Here is a 21,368-nt window from a genome sequence, read left to right as displayed (position 1 = left end):
GCACCTCCGATGCGGGAGCAGGTCCCGATCGAGCTGGCGGCACACCTCAACAACGCGGGCATCACCCCGGCCAGCGACACCGGCCGCGGCCGGTTCAACGTCTGGCGCAACTCGCTGCCCGGCGAGGAGTTGCCACTGGGCCGCCCGGTCACCGCCGGCGGCGTCCGCTTCGCGTTCCCCGCCGCCGGGCCCGGCCGGCCCGACAACGTGCGCTGCGAGGGGCAGCTCGTGACGGTCCCGCCCGGCCGGTACGACTGGTGCTGCCTGCTCGCCGCAGGGGAGCGGCGGGTCGAGGACGAGGTGGCCCTGCACTTCGCCGACGGCAGCGTGGACTTCGAGGCGGTGCGCGTCTCCGACTTCTGGGCCGCCTCGGCCGTGTTCGGCGAGGAGGAGGCCGTCGCCACCTCGGTCATGCACTACCCGCAGCACGTCCAGCCCGGGGTCACCGCGCACATCTGGTGCCAGCGCGTGCCGGTGACCCGCCGGGCCGAGCTGCGCCGGCTGCGCCTGCCGCACAACGTCGCGCTGCACGTCTTCGCGGTCACCCTGTGCCCGTCCCGGGAGGAGGTGAAGGCGGTATGACCTGCGTTCGGGGCGTCACCCAGTGGTACCGCGACCCGGTCAGCTGCCTGCAGTCCACCCTGGCCACCCTGCTGCTGGAAGCGGGCCACGACCCACTGGAGGTGCTGGGGCTGAGCTGGGAGTTCCGGTACCACCCCGGCGACGTGCGGCCGGAGGAGTACTACTGGCCCTGCCGCCGCCCCGGCGACCTGGCCGGGAGCCTGCTGCCGCTGCACGACGTCACCTCGCGCTGGCGGGCGATCGACCCGGCCGACCCGCTCGGTGCGTGGCGTGACGCGCTCGCCGGGGGGCGGCTGCCGGTGGTCGCGGTCGACAACTACCACCTGCCGTTCCGGCCCGCGTACCACGACGTGCACGCCGCCCACCTCCTGGTGGTGTACGACGTGGACGAGACGGCCGGCACCGTGGCGGTGTCCGACGCCATGCCCCCGGACTTCGCCGGCCCGTTACCCGCCGAGGTGCTGCTGCGCAGCTGTGGCGCCGCCGGGGTGGACGACGAGCAGGACGTCTTCTTCAGCGGCCCGGTCACCAGCGGCGGCCGCTGGCTCGACGTCCGCCTGCCGGCCGCGATCCCGGCCCTCGACCCGGGTCGCCTGGGACTCGCCCTGGACGCCAACGCCGCCGGGTTCGCCGCGCCGTCCGACGACGCCTGGACCGGCGCCGACGGGCTCCGCCGGTACTGCGCGCAGCTGGGCACGGCGGCCACGCCGGAGCTGCTCGCCGAGGCGTACACGTTCGGCTGGGGCATGCAGGCCCAGGCGTCCCTGCACGGCGAGCTGCTGCGTACCCTCGGCGCCCGCTGGGACCGGCCCGCCCTGGCCGAGGCCGGCCGCCGGGTCGAGCAGGTGGCGCACCGCTGGACCGCGGTCCGCGTGACGGCCGCGCACGGCCGCGACGACCCGGCCGGCTGCGCCGGCCCGCTGCGGGACCACCTCGGCCGCCTGCGGCGGGCGTACCAGGAGGCGCACGCCGCCCTCGGCCGGGCCGCCGCCGACCTCCGATGACCACGACCGTGAAGGAGACCACCGTGACCGCCCTGTCCGTTCCGGCCCGCCGGCGTGCCGCGGACGTGCTCGCCGCCTTCGGGGGCGCCCCGGCCGTGCCCCGGGCGCTGCGCAACCTGCCCTGGCCGGTGATCACCGACGCCGACCGGGCCGCCGTCACCGCCGTGCTCGACGACCATCTGGTGTCCAACGCGGACGGCGAGACCGCGGTCAGCCGGCTGGAGGACCGCTGGGCCGAACTCTGCGGCACGCCCGCCTGTGTCGCCGTGTCGAACGGCACCACCGCGCTGTCCCTCGCCCTGGCCGCGCTCGGCATCGGGCCGGGCGACGAGGTGGTGGTGCCGGCGCTCAGCTTCGTCGCGTCCGCCCTCGCGCCGCTGCACCAGCTCGCGGTGCCGGTCTTCGCCGACATCGACCCGGTCAGCTTCACGCTGGACCCGGACTCCGTCGCGGCGGCGATCACCCCGCGGACCGCCGCGATCCTGCCGGTACACCTGCACGGCCAGCCGGCCGACATGGACCGGCTGGGCGCGCTGGCCGCCCGGCACGGCCTCGCCGTGGTGGAGGACGCCGCGCAGGCCCACGCCGCCACCTGGCGCGGCCGGCCGGTCGGGCAGTTGGGCGACGCCGGCTCGTTCAGCCTGCAGGCGACAAAGAACCTGCCCACCTGCGGCGAGGGTGGCCTGGTCACCTTCACCGACGCCGGGGTGGGCGCGCGGGCCCGCACCGTCCGGCAGTTCGGTGAGGTGATCGAGCCCGGCCGCGACCGTGACTACCTGTCCCACCGGCTCGGCTGGAACCACAAGATGAGCTCCGTCCAGGCCGCGTTCACGCTGTCCCAGCTCGACCGGTTCCCGGCGTACGAGGCGGCCCGGCAGCGCCACGTGGCCGCCTTCCTCGACCGGTTGCGGTCGCTGCCCGGGCTGACACCGCCGAGCGTCGTGCCCGGCAGCACCCACGCCTGGCACATCCTGCGGTTCCGGCTCGACCCGGACGCCGCCGGCCTGCCCGACGTCACCCCCGGTGCCCTGCGCCGGACCGTTCACCGCCTGCTGCACGCCGAGGGAGTCCCCATGTCGCGATACCAGATCCGGCCGCTCCCCGAGCAGCCCGTCTTCACCGACCGGGTCGGCTTCGGCGGTGGCGTGCCCTGGTCGTACGCCGCGCCGGCGCCCGCACCGCCCACCCCGGTCACCAGTGCGGTGATCGACGACTCGCTGACCCTGCAGAAGCGGCACCTGCACCCGGATGCCGGACCGGCGCTGGAGCGGTACGCGGACGCGTTCGAGAAGGTCTGGGCGAACCTGCCGACCGTGGCGAGCATGGCGAGGGCACGATGACCGTCCTCGCCGTACCAGCCACCGGCCGCACCATCGCCACCGCGACCGAGGCCGAGGCGGCCGCCGCCCGGATCCGGCATCACGTCGTCGACATGTGCGCCGGTGACGAGGGCGGCCATCTCGGCGGCTCGCTGTCCTGCGTGGACATCCTGAGCGTGCTGTACTTCGACGTCCTGCGGGTCGACCCGGAGCAGCCGCACGACCCCGGACGGGACATCTTCCTGTTGAGCAAGGGGCACGCGGCCATCGCCCTGTACGCCACGCTGGCCGAGCGCGGTTTCCTGGACCCCGCGGAGCTGGCCGGGTACGGCCGGCGGGGCAGCCGCCTGCTCGGCCATCCGACCCGGGCGGTCCCGGGTGTGGAGCTGCCGACCGGATCCCTGGGCCACGGGCTCGCCCTCGGCCTGGGCCTGGCCCTGTCCGCGCGGCTGCGCGAGGCGGGCCGGCGGTTCGGGCCGCGGCGGCGCACCTACGTCCTGCTCGGCGACGGCGAGCTGCAGGAGGGCTCGTGCTGGGAGTCGGTGATGGCGGCTGCCTCGACCCGGGCGGACCACCTGGTCGCGGTGGTCGACCGCAACGGCCTGCAACTCGGGTCACCGACCGAGCGGATCTGCCCGATGGAGCCGCTGGGCGAGCGCTTCCGCAGCTTCGGCTGGGACGTCCGGGAGGTGGACGGGCACGACCACGACGAGCTGCGCGCGGCACTGGGAACCGCGCCGTGGACCGCGGGCCGCCCCGGCGTGGTGATCGCCCGGACGGTGAAGGGCAACGGGGTACCGGCCGCGGAGAACCGGATCAACGCTCACTACACCGCCCTGCCGGCCCGGGTCGCCGCCCGCGCCCATCGGGACCTCAACCTCCGGAAGGCGTCGTGACCGCCCCGGTCGCGGCGCCGGTCGCCACCCGGCACGCGTACCGCGACTGGCTGATCGCCCGGATGCGGGACGACCCCCGGGTGATCTGCCTGGACTCCGACACCGGCCTGTTCACCGGCGCCGACTTCGGTCCCGCCGCAGACCGTTACCTGGACCTGGGCATCGCCGAGCAGAACCTGTTCGGGGTGGCGGCCGGACTGGCCCACGACGGATGGCTGCCGTACGTGAACACGATGGCCGCGTTCGCCGCGAGCCGCGCCGCCGAGGCGGTGAAGATCGACATCGCGTACAACCGCCTCCCGGTCCGGATCGCCGCGACCCACGGCGGCCTGGCCGCCGGGCACCTCGGACCGACCCACCACGCGCTGGAGGACCTGGCCGTCATGCGCGCGATGCCCGCTATGACGGTCCTGGTCCCCGGCGACGCGGCCGACGCCGTCGCCCTGCTCGACCAGGCGCACGATCGCGAGGGTCCGGTCTATCTACGGCTCGGCCGCAAGCCGACCCCGGATCTCCCGCCGGCGCCACCACCCCGGATCGGCGTACCGCAGCTGCGGCGCGACGGGACCGAGGTGTGCCTGCTGGCCTGCGGTCCGCTGCCGACGCTACGGGTGCTGGCCGCCGCCAAGGTACTGGCGGTGGCCGATGGGGTGAGCGCGCGCGTGGTCCAGGTGCACACGCTGAAACCGCTGGACGACGCGGCGATCGCGGGCGCCGTCCGGGGATGCGCGGCGGTCGTGACCGTCGAGGAGCACTGGCGCGAGGGCGGCCTCGGCTCGGCGGTGGCCGGATTCCTGGCCTCCGGGGCGGGCCCGCGGCTGGTCCGGATGGGCGTCGGTGACATGTACGTCTCGGCGGTCGGCAGCCAGGAGGAACTGCTCGACGCGCTCGGGATCACGGCGGCCGGGATCGCCCGCGCCGCCCGCTCGGCGCTGCGGCCCGGGCTCGACTCGCCACTGTTCGCAAAGTTCTGACCACTGACCCGCCACCCGCAAGTTCTGACCACTGACCCGTCGCTGTTCGCGAAGTTCTGACCGCTGAGGAGGACCGAAGTGACGACCACCTGCCCCGAATGCTTCGAGACCGTGACCGCGCCGGCCGAGCCGGTGCTGCACGAGATCCTCGAGTGCGCCGAGTGTCGCGGCGAGCTCGAGGTGGTCAGCACCGCACCGCTGCTGGTGGCCCTCGCGCCCGAGGTCGCCGAGGACTGGGGAGAGTGAGCGCCCGCGTTGGCCACGACCCGGTGCTGGTGCTGGCCTCCCGGGTCGGGCCGGACGAGAAGTGCCTGCTGACCGCCCTGCGGCGGGGCGGGCACGCGGCGGAGGTGCTGGACACCAACGCGCTGCACCGCGCGGCGTCCGGCCCGGCCGGCCCGGACGGGCTCGTGCTCAACCGGGAGATCGGCCAGGTCCGGGCCCGCTACGCGGCCACCATGCTGGAGGCCGCCGGGATGACCGTGGTCAACTCGGCCGCCGCCGTGCAGACCTGTGGCGACAAGTGGCTGACCAGCCTGGCGCTGGCCCGGGCGGGTCTGCCGGCGCCGCGTACCGTGCTGGCCGCCTCGCCGGCCGCGGCCGGCGAGGCAGCCGCGGAGCTGGGCTTCCCGGTGGTCCTCAAGCCGCTCATCGGGTCCTGGGGACGGCTCGTCACCCGGGTCCGCGACGCCGAGGAGGCGGCCACCGTGCTGGAGCACGTCGCGGCCCAGCCATCGCCACAGGCCCAGGTCGTCTATCTGCAGGAGTACGTGGACAAGCCCGGTCACGACCTGCGCGCGCTGGTGGTCCGGGGCGAGGTGGTCGCGGCGATGCGCCGGTACGCCGACGACTGGCGTACCAACGTCTCCCGTGGCGGTCGCACCGAGCCGTGCGTGCTCGACCCGGACACCGAGAAGCTGGCCGTTCGGGCCGCCGAGGCCACCGGCGCCGACATCGCCGGGGTCGACCTGGCCGAGGACCGGGCCGGCGCGGTGCTGGTGCTCGAGGTCAACCACCGGGTCGAGTTCGCCGGGCTGCAACGGGCGCACGACGGGCTCGACATCGCCGCGACCATCGTGGACCGGATCGCCGGAGGTGCGTCGTGACCACGACCGCGGCGGTGATCGGCGGCTCCGGGTACATCGGCGGCGAACTGGTCCGGCTGCTGCTCGGCCACCCGGAGATCGAGCTCAGCACCGTGACGTCGGCCCGGCTGGCCGGGCGGCCGGTCGACACGGCCCATCCCAATCTGCGCGGCCGCACCCGGCTGACGTTCACCGATCCGGCGGCGCTGAGCGGTGCGGACGTACTCTTCGTGGCCGCGCCGCACACCGAGACGATGGCTCTGCTGCCCCGGCTGCTGGACCGGGGCAAGGTGCTGCTCGACCTCTCCGGCGACTTCCGGCTGCGCGACCCGCTGCTGTACCGGGAGCACTACGGCGTCGAGCACACGGCGCCGGAGCTGCTGGAGTCGTTCACGCCCGGGATCCCCGAGCTGCATCGCGACCGGCTGACCGGCGCCGACCGGATCAGCGTGCCCGGCTGCATGGCCACGGCGGCGATCCTCGCCGTGCATCCGCTGGCCGCTGACGGGCTGATCGACGGCGAGGTCGCGGTGGACGCCCGGACCGGCTCCAGCGGGTCCGGCGCCCGCGGCGGACCGGGCGACGCGCACGCCGAGCGCAGCGGCGCGATGCGCGTGTTCGCGCCGCTGCGGCACCGGCACCAGGCCGAGATCACGCAGGCCACCGGACATCCGTGCCGAATGACCGCGACCGGCGTCGAGGCGGTACGCGGGGTCCAGGTGCTGTGCCAGGCCCGGCTGCGCGACGGTGCCGGGCCACGGGAGGTGCGCGACGCCTACCGGCGGGCGTACGCGGCCGAGCCGTTCGTCCGGATCGTGGCGCAGCGCCGCGGCACGTTCCGGCTGCCCGACCCGAAGATCCTGGCCGGCTCGAACTTCTGCGACGTCGGCCCGGTGGTGGACGGCGGCGACGGGCGGGTCACCGCCGTCGGCGCCCTGGACAACCTGGTCAAGGGCGGCGCCGGCAATGCCGTGCAGTGCCTGAACATCCGGATGGGCTGGCCGGAGGAGCTCGGCCTCGGCTTCACCGGACTGCATCCGATCTAGGAGGCGGGTATGGACGTCGTGGTGGTCAAGTGTGGCGGCAACGCCGCGGTGGACGCGGCTGCGGTCTGCGCCGACGTCGCCGCGCTGCACGCCGCGGGCACCCCGGTGGTGCTCGTGCACGGCGGTTCGGCGGAGATCGACCGGCTCGCCGGCCGGCTGGGCGTGCCGCGCCGGGAACTGGTCTCGCCGGACGGCGTGACCACCCGCTACACCGACGCGGCGACGCTGGAGGTCGTCCACCTGGCCCTGGCCGGAATCGTGAAGCCGCGGCTGGTCGCCGGCCTGGCCCGGCACGGGGTGCCGGCGGCCGGGCTGACCGGCCTGGACGCCGGTCTGCTGCGGGCCCGGCGCAAGCGTGCGGTCCGGGCGGTGTCCGGCGGGCGCCGGGTGGTGGTCCACGACCAGCACGCCGGTCGCCTCGACCGCGCCGATCCGGCCGTCCTGCTCGCGATGCTGGGCGCCGGTGTGGTGCCGGTGGTGTCCCCGCCGGCCGCGGACGAGGAGGGCGCACCGGTCAACGTGGATGCCGACCGCGTGGCGGCGGCGATCGCGGCGACTCTCGGGGCCCGCGCGCTGGTGCTGCTCACCGGCGCGCCCGGCGTGCAGACCGACCCGGACGACCCGGGCTCGGTACTCCCCGCGGTGACCGTCGGCGACACCTTGCCGGCGTACGCGGCCGGCGGCATGGCCCTGAAGCTGGTCGCCGCGCGCGAGGCGCTGGCTGGCGGAGTGCCGCGGGTGGTGGTCGCCGCCGGATCCGGTCCCGAGCCGGTACGTGCGGCGCTGGCCGGCGGCGGCACCCTGGTCGGTGCCCGGTGACCTCGCCCGTCGACCTGCTGACCGACCTGGTCGCGATCCCCTCGCCGTCGTACGCCGAGCACGAGGTCGCCGCCTGCCTGGTCGGCCACATGCACCGGCTGGGGTTCGCCGCGCACCTGGACGCGGCCGGCAACGCGGTCGGCGTCCTGGACCGCGGTCCCGGGCCGTCCGTGCTGCTGCTCGGGCACATCGACACGGTGCCCGGCGGGCCGCCCCTGCGGGTCACCGCCGACGCGGTGCACGGCCGGGGCGCGGTGGACGCCAAGGGGCCGATGGCGGCGCTCACCTGCGGGGCGGCCCGGGCCACCGGCTTCCGGGGGCGGCTGACCGTGGTCGGTGCGGTGGAGGAGGAAACGCCGGGATCCCGTGGCGCGATGGCGGTCCGGGACACCCTGCCCCGCCCGGACGCCGTGATCGTCGGCGAGCCGAGCGGGTGGTCCGATGTGGTGCTGGGGTACAAGGGCAAGCTCGACCTGCGGGTCCGCGCCGACTGCCCGGGGGCACACCCGAGCGCCCCGTACCCGCGGGCGGTGGAACTGGCCGCCCGGGCCTGGGCGGTGTTGCTGGACGAGATCGGCGCCGACCCGGCCGATCCGGCGTCGGCGCACCGGAACTTCGCCGACCCGGCGGCGACGCTGACCCTGCTGCGCGGCGACCCGGAGCACGCCGAGGCCGAGATGAGCGTCCGGACCCCGCCGGGCTTCGACGTGCACGCCTGCGTCGCCGCCGTGCGCGCCCGGGTCCCAGCGGTCACCGTGACGGTGCTCAACACGGTACGCGCCTGCCGGGTGCGGCGCAGCGACCCGGTGGTGCGCGCACTCAGCGGTGCGATCCGGGCCGAGGGCGGGGAGCCGGGTGCCAAGGTGAAGACCGCCACCTCGGACATGAACACTTTGCGCGAGGTCTGGTCGGTGCCGATGGCCACGTACGGCCCGGGCGACAGCCGGCTCGACCACTCCGACGACGAGCACATCCGCATCGACGACTTCCTGCGCGGCGTCGCCGTCGTCGAGCGCGCCCTCACCTCGCTCTCGCTCTGAGCCGTCCCGGCACAACGGCACTCTGAGCCGTCCCGGCACAACGGCGCTCTGAGCCGTCCCGGCACGACGGGCGGCGGACCCCGATCCGGGATCCGCCGCCCGTCACCGTTCCGCGCTCACTCGGCGAGCATCGCCTCGACGTCGTCGTCGGACAGTTCCGCCAGTCCGGCGAGGATGGCATCCAGGTCGCTGCCCGGCCCGGCCGTCGCGGCCGTCGCGGCCGTTTCGACCGTGCCGGCGAGCCAGGCCAGCGTCGGCTCGCGGAGGAAGTCGCTCAGCGGGATCTCGGCGCCGAACTCCTCGCGTACCCGGGACAGCAGCCGGATCGCCTGGATGCTGTCCCCGCCCAGCTCGAAGAAGTCGTCGTCCGGGCCGGCGGCGACCGTTCCGAGCACCGGCACCAGGCATGTGTCGCGCAACCGCCGCTGGGCCGGGGTCAGCTCGGCCGCGCCGTCGTCGCCGCCGACCGGCCGGATCCGGCGCAGCGCGGCCAGGTCGGTCTTGCCGTTCACCGTCAGCGGGATCGCGTCCACCTCGATGAGCAGGGCCGGGACCATGTGTCGGGGGACCAGCTCGGCCGCCCGGGCGCGGATCGCGGCCAGGTCGGCCGGTGCGGTGACCGGCACGATGTAGGCGACGAGCTGGCCGCCGTCCTCTGTGGTGGCCACGGCCTGCCGTACCCCGTCGGCGCGGACCAGGGCCGACTCGACGTCGCCCAGCTCCACCCGGTGCCCGTGGACCTGCACCTGCCGGTCGTTGCGGCCGAGGAAGACCAGGTCGCCGTCGGCGGTCCAGCGGCACAGGTCACCGGTGCGGTACAGCCGGTCGCCCGGGTGGCGGGCCCAGGGGTCCGGGACGAACCGGTCGGCAGTCAGGCCGGGCCGGCCGGCGTACCCGCGGGCCAGGCCGGGACCGCCGATGCAGAGTTCGCCCGGCTCACCCACCGGCACCGGGCGGAGCCGTTCGTCGAGGGCGTACGCGACGTGGTTGTCCATCGCCCGCCCGATCGGTGGCGACGTGGTCCACTCGCCGGTGCACTCCTTGGCCACCACGGTCACCGTGCACTCGGTCGGGCCGTACCCGTTGACGAATCGGCAGTGCCGCGCCCATCGGGTGGTCAGCTCGCCGGTGAACGCCTCGCCGCCGACGAAGGCCACCCGCAGGTCCGGGAACCCGGCCGGGTCGAGCAGGTTCAGGATGGCCGGTGGCAGGTCCACGACGGTGATCCGCTCCCGGCGCAGCGCGGCCGACAGGGCGGTCACCGACAGCCGCTCGTCGTCGCCCGGCAGGTAGAGCGCGGCGCCGGTCAGCAGGGCGGCGAAGATCTCGAACACCGACACGTCGAAGCCCAGCGACGCGTACTGGATGAGCCGGTCCTCGGGGGTGAGTCCGAACAGCCGCTGGACGGTCTCGATGAAGTGCACCGCGCCGGCGTGCTCGAGCTGCACGGCCTTGGGCACGCCGGTGCTGCCGGAGGTGTAGATCGCGTAGGCCAGCCGGTGCGGGTGCCCGGGCGAGGCGGCGAGCGGGGGCGCGGCGGGCCACGGCCGGTCCAGGCGGAACACGGGCGGACCGTCCGGTGGCAGCACCGGCTCGGTGCCGGCGTCGGCCAGGACCAGGATCGGATCGGCGTCGCGCAGCACGCCGGCGATGCGCTCGGCCGGATTGCCCGGGTCGATCGGCACCCAGTACCCGCCGGCCCGCAGCACGGCCAGGATCCCGATGACCGCCCGTGCGTCGCCGCGTCCGGTGAGGACCGCGACCGGGCGCTCCGCGTCCACGCCGCGGGCGCGCAGGGCGGCGGCCAGCTGCTCGACCTCGGCGGCCAGCTCGGCGTACGTCCGGCGGCCGGCGCTGTCGACGACCGCGACCCGGCCGGGATGCCGGGCGGCCGTCTCGGTGAACACCTCGGTGATGGTGCGGGGCGAGCGTGGGACCTCGTCGGGCGCCCACTCGCGCATCAGGGTCTCGATGTCGTCCGGTGGCGGCGCCGGCGGCGCGGTGGCCGCCCGCAGTCCGGTGAGGAAGCTCGTCCGCCGGTCGGCCGGGATGCGGCTGAGCCGGCGCAGCAGCTCGCTGTCAACAGTCACCGCTCCTCCTCAGGAAATCGGGTTTACGGGAGTGACAGGGCGAACTTTACTGGAGTAATCTCCGATTCACTAGAGAAAGGAGGCGGCCGTGGACTTCGGATTCGACTCGCAGCAGAGCCGGCTGCGCGCCCGGGTTCGCGCCGTACTGGCGACGCCCGGCGTCCGCCGCGCCATCGACGACCTCGCGGCGGGCACCGGCGAACCCGACGAACGCCCGCTCTACCGGGCGATCGGCGCCACCGGCGTCCTCGCCCCCGACTGGCCGGCCGAGGTCGGCGGCCTCGGCGGCGGGCCGATGAGCGTCGCCGTGGTCGCCGAGGAGCTGTCCCGGGCCGGTGTCCCGGACACCCTGCACATCAACACCGTCCAGATCGTCGGGTCGGTGCTGCGCGCCATCGGCACGGCGGACCAGCAGCAGCGCTGGCTGCCCCGGTTCGCGGCCGGGGAGCGGTTTGCCTGCGTGCTCTACACCGAGCCGGAGGCCGGGTCCGACCTGGCCGCGCTGACCACCCGGGCCGAGCCGGCGCCGGGCGGATACCTGGTGAGTGGCACGAAGATCTACAGCCTCAAGGCCGCCCTCTGCGACGTGGCGCTCGCCGCGGTGCGCACCGGCGCCCCCGGATCCCGCTACGACGGCATCACCCTGGTCCTGATCGACCTGCACGCGCCCGGCGTCCGCGTGGCGCGGATACCCAGCCTCGCCGATGAGCATTTCCATCGGGTCGACCTGGACGGGGTGTTCGTCCCGGAGTCCGATGTGCTCGGTGAACCCGGCGCCGGCTGGGCCGCGCTCACCACGGCGTTGGCGATGGAACGCACCGGGCTCGACTACGCGCTCAAGGCGGCCCGCTGGTACGACACCGCCCGCGCCGCCCTGACCCCCGGCGACGCCGCCGACAGCCTGGCCGACCTGGGCCGGCACGGCGCCCGTGCCGACGCCGCGCGGCTGCTCGCCTGGGCCGCGCTGGCCCGGCTGGAGGAGGACCGCTTCGACCCGGTGTTCGCGGCGATGGCCAAGCTGCACACCAGCGAGTCCGCCGCCGCGGTGGCCGAGTGGGGTGCTGCGCTGCACGGCGCGGCCGCCGCCCCGGCGACCGCCCGCGCCCGCTGCCTCGAATCGGCCTGGCGGGAGGCGCCCGGCCTGACCATCTCGGCCGGCGTTTCCGAGGTGATGCTCGAACTGATCGCCGGGTCCCTGTCCGGGAGCGCGCGATGAGGCCACTGCCCGACGCCCTGCAGGACGAACTGCGTACGGCGCTGCGCCGGGCGCTGCGCGACGTACCGCCGCGCGGCGACGTGCACGACCTGCTCGGCCGGCTCGGCCTGCACGGCCTGGAGATCGCACCGGCTGCCGGTGGGCTCGGGCTCGGGCTGAGCTACGGCGTCGTGGTGACCGAGGAACTCGGACGGGTTGCGGCGTGCGACACGTACCGGTCCGGGTGCCTGGCCGCGGAGACCGGCCGGGCCGCCGCAGCCGACGTCGCCGCGGGCGCGCGCCCACCGGCCGTGGCACCGCCCCCGGCCGGCGGCGCGCTGGTCCGCGCGCGGATCCGTCAGGCCGGCTACCTCGTCGGTCTCGCGGCCGGCGCGCACGAACTGGCGGTCCGGCGCAGCGGTGAGCGATGCCAGTTCGGCCGACCGATCGCCGCCTTCCAGGTCACCGGCTTCACCCTCGCCGCCGACGTGGTCCGGATCGAGGAGGCCCGGTTGCTCACCGCGTACGCCGCCTGGCTGGCCGACCGGGACACCGCCGGCATCCCGGACTCCGCGGAAGACGAGCCGCGCGCCTGGCCGCCGGCCGACGGCGAACCGGAGCTGGCCGCGATCCAGGCCCTCGCCGCCGCCGCCGAGGCGGCCACCGGCGTCACCCGGCGCGCGCTGCACCTGCACGGCACGTACGGACTCACCGGCGACGCCGCGATCCAGCACTACTACCGGCTGGCCGGGACCGAGGCGACGAGCTGGGGCCGGCCGGCCGCGCTGTGGCGGGCCGCCGGACACCGGCGCCTGGCGGCCGGCCCCGACACCGAACACACGACCGCGGTCCTTGCCGCCGCGGGGAAGGGCGAGCGATGAACCCCTGGTTCCGGATCCACCAGCGAGACCCCGAGGCGCCGATGCGGCTGTACTGCCTGCCGTACGCCGGTGGCAGCGCCTCCCTCTACCGCGGCTGGGGTGCCGGCCTGACCGGTGTCGCCGAGGTCGTCGCGGTGCAGTTGCCGGGGCGGGAGAACCGGATCGGCGAACCGCCGGTGGCCACCATGTCCACCCTGGTCGATCGGCTCACCCGGGCGATGCGGGCCGAGCTGGACCGGCCGTACGCGCTGTTCGGCTACAGCATGGGCGCGCGGGTGGCCCACCACGCCGCGCACGTCCTCTCCGCAGTGGGTCGGCCGCCGGAACGGCTGTTCGTCGCCGCCTCCCCGGGCCCGGCCGCGCCGCCCGGCCCGGCCGCGCACCACCTGAGCGAACCCGATCTGGTCGCCCACCTGCGCCGGCTCGGCGGCACCCCGGACGAGGTGCTGGACAGCGCCGAGCTGCGCCGGCTGGTGCTGCCCGCGGTCCGTGCCGACCTGGCCGTGGTGGAAACCGCGGCCCGCCCGGCCGGCCCGCCGCTGTCCTGCCCGGTGCACGCCTTCGCCGGGCGCACCGACCCGGAGGCGTCACCGGACCGGATGGCCGCCTGGGGCGTGGAGACGCGCGGCGACTTCGTCCTCGACACCTTCGACGCCGGTCACTTCTTCGTCCACGCCGACCCGGCCGGGCTGCTCGCGCGGGTCCGGGCCGGTCTCGTCCCGGTCCCGGCGCGCCCCGTGGCCGCGCCGGCAGCCGTCGCCGCCTAGGAGGCCGTCATGGGCACCGACGATCCCGTCGTCATCCCGCACCCGCCGCGCTGGCCGGTCTACGACCGCGCGGCGGCCGACCGGGCCGCCGAGCTGATCCGGCGCGGCCGCTCCTTCGACTACGACCACGGGCCGGAGATCGCCGGCCTGGAGGCGGCGTTCTCCCGGCGGCACGCCGGGCGGTACGCGCTCACCCTGAACTCCGGGACCAGCGCCCTGCTGGCCGCGTACTTCGCGCTGGGGCTCGGCCCCGGCGACGAGGTGATCGTGCCGACGTTCACCTTCCTCGCCACCGCCTCGCCGCTGTTCCTGCTCGGCGCCGTGCCGGTGCTGGCGGACAGCGAGGGCCCGGACGGCACGGTGAGCGCGGCGAGCATCGAGCGGGCGGTCACGCCGCGGACCCGGGCGGTGGCGGTGACCCACCTGTTCGGGCACCCGGCACCGATGGACGAGATCACCGCCCTGTGCCGGCGGCGCGGGCTCGCCCTCGTCGAGGACTGCTCGCATGCGCACGGGTCCACGTACCGGGGCCGGCCCGTCGGCACCTTCGGCGACCTCGCCGTCTTCAGCGTCGGCGGGCTCAAACTCGTCTCCGGCGGGATGGGCGGGGTGCTGCTCGCCCGCGACTCCCGGCACTACGACCTGGCCTGCCTGCTGACCGCCTTCAAACAGCGCAGCGAGCGCACCGTGCACGATCCGCGGCTGCGCCGGCTGGCCGACGTCGGGCTCGGCGGCAACCTGCGGATCAGCCCGCCCGCGGCGGTGCTGGCGCAGAGCCACCTGGACCGGATCGAGGAGCTGGTGGCCGCGAAACGCGCCAACGTGCACCGGCTGCTGGAGCCGCTGGTCGCGCACCCCGGGCTGACCGGTCCGGTGATCGCCCCGCACGTGACGATGGGCGGCTGGTACGACATCGTCGTCACCGTCGACCCCGAGCGGGCCGGGTTCAGCCGGGACGACCTGGTGGCCGCGCTGCGCCGACAGGGTGTCAAGGCCGACGTGCCGAGCACCCGGCCGCTGCACCTGAGCAGCATCTTCACCGGCGCCGAGCCCGGGCACCGGCGCCCGTACCCGCCGGACGTGCTGGCCCGGCACTTCCGGCACCGTCGTGGCGACCTGCCGGTCGCCGAGGCGCTGCACGACAGCTGGGTCAGCCTGCCCGGCCCGTACTTCAACGACACCGCCGGAGCGCTGGTCGAGCCGTACCGGGCCGCGATCCGCGCCGCCCTCGACCGGCTGGTCCCGGCCCGCCCGCTGGTCCCGGCCGCTGCCACAGCGGTCGTACCGGGAACTCGTGCGGCCGCGGGAGGAGTCCGATGATCCGTTCCACCGCACCGGCCGCGCACCTGGTCATGCCGGCGAGCGTCGGCGTCTGGTTTCCGCATTTCCTCGGCTCCGGCGGCGCGGACCGCACCGTGGTGCTCGGCGAGGCGCCCGCCGTCGACGTCGGCGCGGTCCGCGACGCCCTGTTCCGGATCGGCTCGCGCCGGGTGGTGCTGCACTCCGGGCACGACACGCTCTGCCGCGACCGGACGCTGGCGCAGGCACTCGCCCGATCCGGGTTCCGGCCGATCGCGCAGTCCGCCCGGGCCACCCGGATCGGGCTGGACAAGCGGCTGATGAAGGAGTTCTTCGACGCCTGCGGCTGCCCGGGCCTGCCCTGGACGACCGGCGAGCGGCTGCCGGGGGTCACCGGGGACCCGCTCGTCGTCATCAAGGCCCGGCACGGCACGCAGAGCCGCGGGACCGTACTGGCCCGGCTCAGCGACCGCGCTCCGGCCCCCGACGAGATCGCCGAGCTGTACGCCGACGGCGTCGAGTACTCGATGGTCGTCTTCCGGGACGGCGAGCGGGTGGTGACCTTGCCGCCGATCTGGAAGGGGCCGACCTCGACTGAGCTGGTGCCGCCCTGGCGCCGGTTGCGGCTGTGCCCGTACGAGCCGATCGACCCGGCCCTGGAACGCCGGCTGCGCGACGATGCGCGGGCGCTCGCCGTCTCCGCCGACGCGGTCGGCCTGATCGAGATCGAGTACCTGGTCACCGCCGACGGCGTGCCCCGGGTCCTGGAGATCAACCCGCGCGTCTCCGGCACCATGCGGCTGGCCGCGATGGCCACCGGACTGCCGATCTTCGCGCTGTACGACGACCACACGCTCAGCGGCGACGTCGCCGCCACCGGCCACGCCGCCGAGATCCCGTACCGGGGCGACCCGGTCTGCGACCCGGCGGGCGGCGTCTTCGCCACCTCGCGGCTCACCGTCGTCGCCGACGACCCCGGCCGTGCCCTCGACAAGTTGCGCCGCTGCGCCGGCGTGCCTGCCGGTGCCACCGCGGCAGCGGCCTGATCAGTTCGCCAGGAGGTTCACCGATGATCACCGAACTCGCACCCACGACCGTTCCGCCTCCCGATCCGGCCCCGCCGCGCGACCACTCCAAGCGCGACTTCCGGCTGCTCTGGTTCGGGCAGGGCGTGTCCACGATCGGCAGTGAGATCACCGAGATCGCGCTGCCGTTCACCGCCCTGGTCTTCCTGGGGGCGTCGGCCACCGAGATCGGCATCCTCAGCGGCCTGAAGGACCTGGCCGGGCTGGTGCTGACCCTGTTCGCCGGGGTCCTGGTCGACCGGGTGCGCCGCCGCCGCCTGATGATCGCGGCCGACCTGGGCCGTTTCCTCGCGCTCGGCATCATCCCGCTACTGGCGCTCGGCGGCATCCTCTCGATGCCGATCCTGTACGTCGCCGCCTTCGTGGTCGGCTGCCTGACCGTCGTGTTCAACCTGGCGTACCCGGCATTCGTGGGGTCCCTGCTGGACAACGACCGGCTGATCAACGCGAACAGCAAGCTGGAGGGCACCCAGCAGATCTCCGGCATCGTCGGCCCCGGTCTCGGCGGCATTCTGGTGCAGGTGCTGCGCGCCCCGTTCGCGATCGCCGTGGACGCGCTGAGCTTCCTGGTGTCCGCGCTCAGCCTCAGCGCGATGCGGCACCGCGAATCCGAGGACGACCTGATCCGCGGCGGGACCGGCGGGGTCCGCGGCGTCTTCCGGGACATCAAGGAGGGCCTGGTCGCCACGTTCGGGAACCCGCACCTGCGCGCCCTGGCCGCCGAGGCCGCGACGTTCAACCTGTTCTCCCAGATCGTCATGGTGCTGTTCCTGGTGTACGCCAGCCGCGACGTCGGCCTCAGCGCCGGTGTCATCGGCGTCGTCTTCGCCGTCGGCAGCGTCGGCGGCACCCTCGGCGCCCTGATCACCGGCAAGCTGGTGGACCGGATCGGGGTCGGCCCGGCGCTGGTCTGGTCGACCGCGCTGACCATCGCCCCGATGGTGGCCCTGCCGTTCATCAGCGGGCCGAAGCCGGTGCAGGCCGTGCTCTTCGGCGCGGTCTACCTGATCGTCGGGCTCGGCATCGTGGTCTCGGCGATCACCAGCATCACGATGCGCCAGACCATCACGCCGAGCCGGTTGCGCGGCCGGGTCAACGCCAGCTTCCGGTTCGTCACCATCGGCGTCATCCCGATCGGCGCGGTCGGCGCCGGCCTGCTCGGCGACTGGATCGGCCTGCACAACGCCCTGTACGTCTCGGCCATCGGCACGCCGCTGGCGCTGCTGTGGCTGATCTTCTCGCCCGTGCCCAAGGTCCGCACCCTGGACGAGATCACCCCCGAGGAGAACCGATGACCGCCGCGATCAGCGACCCGACCGCCAACGCCGGAGGCTGTGACCACGGGTACGCCCTGACCCCGTGCCTGTGGGGTGTCGAGCCGGAGCCGTACGTCGCAGCGCTGGAGGCGCACGTCACGCTGGACGGCGCCCGCGCGCTCGACGCCGGCTGCGGCGAGGGCCGCAACACGGTCTTCCTGGCCCGTGCCGGTGCGACCGTGGACGCGGTCGACATCTCCGAGCTGGCCCTGGAGCACGCCCGCCAGCTCTGGCCGGACGAGCCGCGGATCACCTGGGGGACGGCGGACGTCTCGCTGGCCGTCCCGAGCGGCGGGTACGACGTCGTGGTCTGCGACAGCGTGCTGCACTGGAACTCCAGCCTGGACCAGGCCCGGCGAACCGTCCGGAACCTCCAGGCGGCGACCCGGCCGGGCGGGGTGCATGTGCTCTGCTCGTTCAACGACCGCGCGCAGCAGTTGGATCGGCACGTCAATCCGCCCCGGCTGCTGCCCGCGCACCACGAGTACCTGCGCATGTACACCGGCTGGGAGCTGTTGCGGGTCGAGGACGTCACCATCATCTCGTCGCACGCGGACGTGCCGGAGCCGCACACGCATTCGGTCACCAAGATCCTGGCCGCCCGGCCACGGTGAGGACGAGGAGGACGTCATGCTCGACTCTCCGACGGTCGCCGCCGGGCCGGTGCCCCTCTCGTACGCCCAGGAGCAGCTCTGGTTCATCGAGAACCTGTCCCCGGCGGCGCGGCTGTACAACGAGCTGTGGCAGCTGCGGCTGGACGGCGACCTCGACGTCGGCCTGCTCGGCCGGGCGCTGGACGCGGTGGCGGAGCGGCACGAGTCGCTGCGTGCCACGTTCCCGACCGAGAACGGCGCGCCGGTGTGCCGGTACCTGACATCCCTGTCGCTGGCCACCGGCCCGGCGCACGATCTGGCCCACCTGCCGGAGGACCAGCGCCGGCCGGCGGCCGAGCGGATCGCCCGCGAGTTCGCCGACCGCCCGTACGACATTGCCGCCGGGCCGCTGACCCGCAGCATGCTGCTGCGCCTCGGCCCGCGCGAACACCTGCTTCTCATCGGGTGCCACCACCTGGTCGCCGACGGGCAGTCGTTGACGCTGATCCGCACCGAGCTGGACGAGCTGATGACGGCCGAGCTGACCGGCCGGCCGCCGGCGCTGCCGCCGCCGGCCGCCCGGTTCGCCGACCATGTGGCGCGGCAGCGGGCGGCGCTGGCCGGCGGGGAGCGCAGCGAGGGGCAGGCGTACTGGCGGGATCGGCTGGCCGGCGCCCCCGTGCTGCTCGACCTGCACAAGGGACGGCTCCGGCCGGCGGTGAAGTCCGAGCACGGCGAGCGTGCGCGGTTCGACCTGGATCCGGCGTCCGCCCGCGGGCTGCTCGACTTCGCGATGCGGGAGAGCAGCACCCCGGCCTGCGTGCTGATCGCGGCGTTCGCGGCGGTGGCGCACCGGCACACCGGGGACGACGACCTGATCATCGGCACCGCCGGCGCGGGACGGAGCCCGGGCGGCTTCGACGACGTGGTCGGGTTTTTCGCCAACACCCTGCCGCTGCGACTGCGTCCCCGCCCGGCCTCGTCGTTCCGCAACCTGCTCGCCGAGACCACGGAGGCGGTGCTGGACGCGCTGGAGTTCGAGGAGGTGCCGTTCACCAGCATGGTGGAGGGCCTGACCGGTCGGGACCCGAGCATCCCGCCGCTGGTGCAGGTGATGGTCACCCAGTCGCCGAAGGTGGCCCACGGCGTGCCGTTCGGCCCGGTGCGGGCCACCGAGGAGCAGATTCCGCGCGGCCGCGCCCGCTTCGACCTGCTGATCGAGGCCGAGGTTGGCCCGGGCGACGTGACCCTGTGGGTGGAGTACGACGACGCGCTGTTCGAGGCGGCGTATGTACGTACCCTGATCCGGCACCTGGAAGCGGTGCTACGTGCCGGGTGCGCGGAACCGGAGCTCGAACTGGGCCGGTTGCCGATGCTGGGTGCGGGGGAGCGGTCCTGCTCGGAGCGGGAGGTGCTGATCGGCGACTGCGTGGCCCCCGACTTCGCGCTGGGTCGGCTGCACCGCGCCGGACCGGGCGGGCGCATCGACGACGTGCTCGTCCCGCCGGGCCCGGACACCGGCCGGGTCGGGTACCGGCGGCCGGGCGGTGTCGTGGTCGACCTGGGCCCGGCGGACCGGTTCCCGGTCATCGGCGGCATCACCGTGCCGCTGGACGAGGTGGCCGCGCTGCCGCCGGACGCCGTCCCGCGGTACGCCTCCGCCGCCGTCCGGCAGTCGGGCGGCGAGCCGGACGTCGGCGACCCGCCCGGCCTCGACACCGTCCGGCCGGCACTGCTCGCACTGTGGCGCCGGGAGCTCGGCAACCCCGGGTACGGCCCGCACGACGACGTGTTCGAGCACGGCGGCCACTCGATGATGGTGGCCCGGCTGGCCCTGTTGGCCCGGGACGAACTGGGCCTCGAAGCGCCGATCCGGGCGATCTTCGAACACCCCACCGTGGACGGTCTGGCCCGGCTGATCTGCCGGGGGCAGCCGGACGCCGTACAGACCCTGCAACTGCTGGCCGGGCTGAGCAGCGACGAGCTGGACGCCCTGCTGCCGGCCGCCGCCGAACCGGCCGCCGCCGATCCCGGCCCGGCCCCACTGACCGGGGCGCAGCGGCAGATCTGGGTGATGGAGCAGCTCGCCCCCGGCGCTCCGACGTACAACATCCCGCTGGAATTCGACCTGACCGGCACGCTCGATCCGGAAGCGCTCGCGGCGGCGTTCGCTGCGGTGATCGCCCGGCACGACGCGCTGCGGTGCCGGTACGAGTGGACCGCGGACGGCCCCGTGCAGCAGGTCGTGCCCGGCGCCGGACCGGAGTTGGAGGTGCATGATCTCACCGGCCTCGGCGAGCAGCGGGCCTTGGCGGCCGCCGACCGGATGGCCCGCGAGCAGGCGGCGTCCGGGTTCGACCTGCGCACCGAGCCCCCGGTCCGGGCCCAGCTCGTGGTGGCCGGGCCGACCCGGGCCCGGCTGCTGGTGGTGTTCCACCACATCGGCGTGGACGAGGTCGGCCTGTACACGTTCCGGCGGGATCTGGTGGCGGCGTACCGGGCGGCCCGGGACGGCCTCCCGGCGGCGCTGCCGGCGCCCGCGCTGGCCTGGACCGAGTACGCCCGGTGGGAGCGCGACTGGCTGGCCGGCCCGGCCGGGGACCGCCAGCGCGACTACTGGGCCGCTGCGCTACGCGGCGTGCCGGAGCTGCGGCTGCGCACCGACCTGGTGGCGCCGGAGGGCCTGAGCTTCGCCGGTGGCCACTACGACCGGGTGCCGTCGGTGCCGCTGATGAGTGCGGTCAGGACGCTCGGCGCGGAGCTGTCGGCCACGCCGTTCGTGGTGTTCGCCGCGGCGTGCGCGGTGCTGCTGTCGCGCGAGTCCGGGCAGCAGGAGTTCGTGGTCGGGGCGCCGGCCGAGAACCGGCAGCGCGCCGACGCGCACGACCTCGTCGGGTGTTCGGTCAACGTGCTGGCGCTGCGGGTCCGGGTTCCGTCCGGGGCCACGTTCGCGGAGGTCGTCGCCGGGGTCCGGGAGGTGACCATCGACGCGTACGACAACCAGGGCCTGCCGCTGCCGGAGGTGGTCCGGCTGATCGGCGCGCGGCGCGCGGCGAACCGGCTGCCGCTGGTCCAGGTCACCGTGGCCTGGCAGGACGGCGACGACATCAACCTGGACCTGCCGGGCTGCGCGTCGACCTGGCGGTACGTCTCCAGCGGCGCGTCCCGCTACGACATCTCGTACACCGCCATGCAGCGCGGGGACGAGCTGGAGCTGGGCGCTGAGTACAACACCGCGCTCTGGCACGCCGAGTCGATCGATGCCCAGCTCGCCACGCTGGAGCGGATCCTCGTCGGCGCGGCCGCTGCCCCGGCCACCGCAGTATCCGAGCTCGGCTAACGGCGCAGCACGGGGGCGGACATCCACAGTGGATGTC

General features: G+C 74.9%; 19 protein-coding genes. 18 read left to right on the top strand and 1 reads right to left on the bottom strand.

Annotation, left to right across the window (positions count from 1 at the left end; translation table 11 throughout):
- Positions 1-9: 9 nt before the first annotated feature.
- From ACSMXO_RS25965 to ACSMXO_RS25920, 10 genes are all read left to right on the top strand, one after another.
- Positions 10-582, top strand: coding sequence for a hypothetical protein (locus tag ACSMXO_RS25965; RefSeq protein WP_346256921.1), 573 nt, complete (start codon positions 10-12; stop codon positions 580-582).
- Positions 579-1,586 carry a BtrH N-terminal domain-containing protein gene (locus ACSMXO_RS25960; protein WP_455414154.1) on the top strand — a complete coding sequence of 336 codons (1,008 nt, stop codon included), beginning with the start codon at positions 579-581 and terminating at the stop codon, positions 1,584-1,586. Before ACSMXO_RS25965 ends, ACSMXO_RS25960 begins: the two co-directional genes overlap by 4 nt.
- Positions 1,587-1,609: 23 nt before the next feature.
- The gene (locus ACSMXO_RS25955; RefSeq protein WP_455414153.1) at positions 1,610-2,926 is read left to right on the top strand and encodes a DegT/DnrJ/EryC1/StrS family aminotransferase; all 1,317 of its coding nucleotides are present in this window, start codon (positions 1,610-1,612) and stop codon (positions 2,924-2,926) included.
- Positions 2,923-3,801: a transketolase gene (locus tag ACSMXO_RS25950; RefSeq protein ID WP_455414152.1), complete on the top strand. Its 879-nt coding sequence runs from the start codon at positions 2,923-2,925 to the stop codon at positions 3,799-3,801. The genes ACSMXO_RS25955 and ACSMXO_RS25950 overlap by 4 nt, the downstream gene beginning before the upstream one ends.
- On the top strand, positions 3,798-4,775 hold the full coding sequence (locus ACSMXO_RS25945) for a transketolase family protein (RefSeq protein WP_455414151.1): 978 nt from the start codon (positions 3,798-3,800) through the stop codon (positions 4,773-4,775). Before ACSMXO_RS25950 ends, ACSMXO_RS25945 begins: the two co-directional genes overlap by 4 nt.
- 78 nt (positions 4,776-4,853) lie before the next feature.
- On the top strand, positions 4,854-5,021 hold the full coding sequence (locus ACSMXO_RS25940; protein ID WP_203855675.1) for a lysine biosynthesis protein LysW: 168 nt from the start codon (positions 4,854-4,856) through the stop codon (positions 5,019-5,021).
- Positions 5,018-5,881, top strand: a complete 864-nt coding sequence (locus tag ACSMXO_RS25935) for a RimK family alpha-L-glutamate ligase (RefSeq protein ID WP_455414150.1) — start codon at positions 5,018-5,020, stop codon at positions 5,879-5,881. The genes ACSMXO_RS25940 and ACSMXO_RS25935 overlap by 4 nt, the downstream gene beginning before the upstream one ends.
- On the top strand, positions 5,878-6,906 hold the full coding sequence (argC, locus tag ACSMXO_RS25930; RefSeq protein WP_455414149.1) for an N-acetyl-gamma-glutamyl-phosphate reductase: 1,029 nt from the start codon (positions 5,878-5,880) through the stop codon (positions 6,904-6,906). Before ACSMXO_RS25935 ends, argC begins: the two co-directional genes overlap by 4 nt.
- A gap of 9 nt (positions 6,907-6,915) precedes the next feature.
- Entirely contained in the window at positions 6,916-7,725 is an 810-nt protein-coding gene (locus ACSMXO_RS25925) for a [LysW]-aminoadipate kinase (RefSeq protein WP_455414148.1), read from the top strand.
- Positions 7,722-8,765, top strand: coding sequence for a M20/M25/M40 family metallo-hydrolase (locus ACSMXO_RS25920; RefSeq protein ID WP_455414147.1), 1,044 nt, complete (start codon positions 7,722-7,724; stop codon positions 8,763-8,765). Before ACSMXO_RS25925 ends, ACSMXO_RS25920 begins: the two co-directional genes overlap by 4 nt.
- Positions 8,766-8,881: 116 nt before the next feature.
- Here ACSMXO_RS25920 and ACSMXO_RS25915 read toward each other — a convergent pair whose 3' ends face one another.
- Positions 8,882-10,855 (bottom strand): non-ribosomal peptide synthetase, encoded by a 1,974-nt coding sequence (locus ACSMXO_RS25915; RefSeq protein WP_455414146.1) that lies wholly within the window; start codon positions 10,853-10,855, stop codon positions 8,882-8,884.
- 88 nt (positions 10,856-10,943) lie between these two features.
- Here ACSMXO_RS25915 and ACSMXO_RS25910 point away from each other — a divergent pair, with 88 nt between their 5' ends.
- Genes ACSMXO_RS25910 through ACSMXO_RS25875 form a run of 8 tightly spaced genes read left to right on the top strand, consistent with a single transcriptional unit; the run spans position 10,944 to position 21,331 of the window.
- Positions 10,944-12,071, top strand: coding sequence for an acyl-CoA dehydrogenase family protein (locus tag ACSMXO_RS25910; RefSeq protein WP_455414145.1), 1,128 nt, complete (start codon positions 10,944-10,946; stop codon positions 12,069-12,071).
- The gene (locus ACSMXO_RS25905; protein ID WP_455414144.1) at positions 12,068-12,931 is read left to right on the top strand and encodes an acyl-CoA dehydrogenase family protein; all 864 of its coding nucleotides are present in this window, start codon (positions 12,068-12,070) and stop codon (positions 12,929-12,931) included. Before ACSMXO_RS25910 ends, ACSMXO_RS25905 begins: the two co-directional genes overlap by 4 nt.
- Entirely contained in the window at positions 12,928-13,698 is a 771-nt protein-coding gene (locus ACSMXO_RS25900) for a thioesterase II family protein (RefSeq protein ID WP_346256909.1), read from the top strand. Before ACSMXO_RS25905 ends, ACSMXO_RS25900 begins: the two co-directional genes overlap by 4 nt.
- A 9-nt stretch (positions 13,699-13,707) precedes the next feature.
- Positions 13,708-15,018, top strand: coding sequence for a DegT/DnrJ/EryC1/StrS family aminotransferase (locus ACSMXO_RS25895; protein WP_455414143.1), 1,311 nt, complete (start codon positions 13,708-13,710; stop codon positions 15,016-15,018).
- Complete coding sequence (locus tag ACSMXO_RS25890) at positions 15,015-16,043, top strand: ATP-binding protein (protein ID WP_455414142.1); 1,029 nt, start codon at positions 15,015-15,017, stop codon at positions 16,041-16,043. The genes ACSMXO_RS25895 and ACSMXO_RS25890 overlap by 4 nt, the downstream gene beginning before the upstream one ends.
- A 23-nt stretch (positions 16,044-16,066) precedes the next feature.
- Positions 16,067-17,377, top strand: a complete 1,311-nt coding sequence (locus ACSMXO_RS25885) for an MFS transporter (RefSeq protein ID WP_455414141.1) — start codon at positions 16,067-16,069, stop codon at positions 17,375-17,377.
- Complete coding sequence (locus tag ACSMXO_RS25880; RefSeq protein WP_455414140.1) at positions 17,374-18,012, top strand: class I SAM-dependent methyltransferase; 639 nt, start codon at positions 17,374-17,376, stop codon at positions 18,010-18,012. Before ACSMXO_RS25885 ends, ACSMXO_RS25880 begins: the two co-directional genes overlap by 4 nt.
- A 16-nt stretch (positions 18,013-18,028) precedes the next feature.
- On the top strand, positions 18,029-21,331 hold the full coding sequence (locus ACSMXO_RS25875) for a condensation domain-containing protein (RefSeq protein WP_455414139.1): 3,303 nt from the start codon (positions 18,029-18,031) through the stop codon (positions 21,329-21,331).
- Positions 21,332-21,368 lie beyond the last annotated feature (37 nt).

The organism is Plantactinospora sp. DSM 117369 (assembly GCF_053764795.1).
Note: the sequence above shows the minus strand (reverse complement) of the source record. Positions and strands in the feature narration are given on the sequence as shown.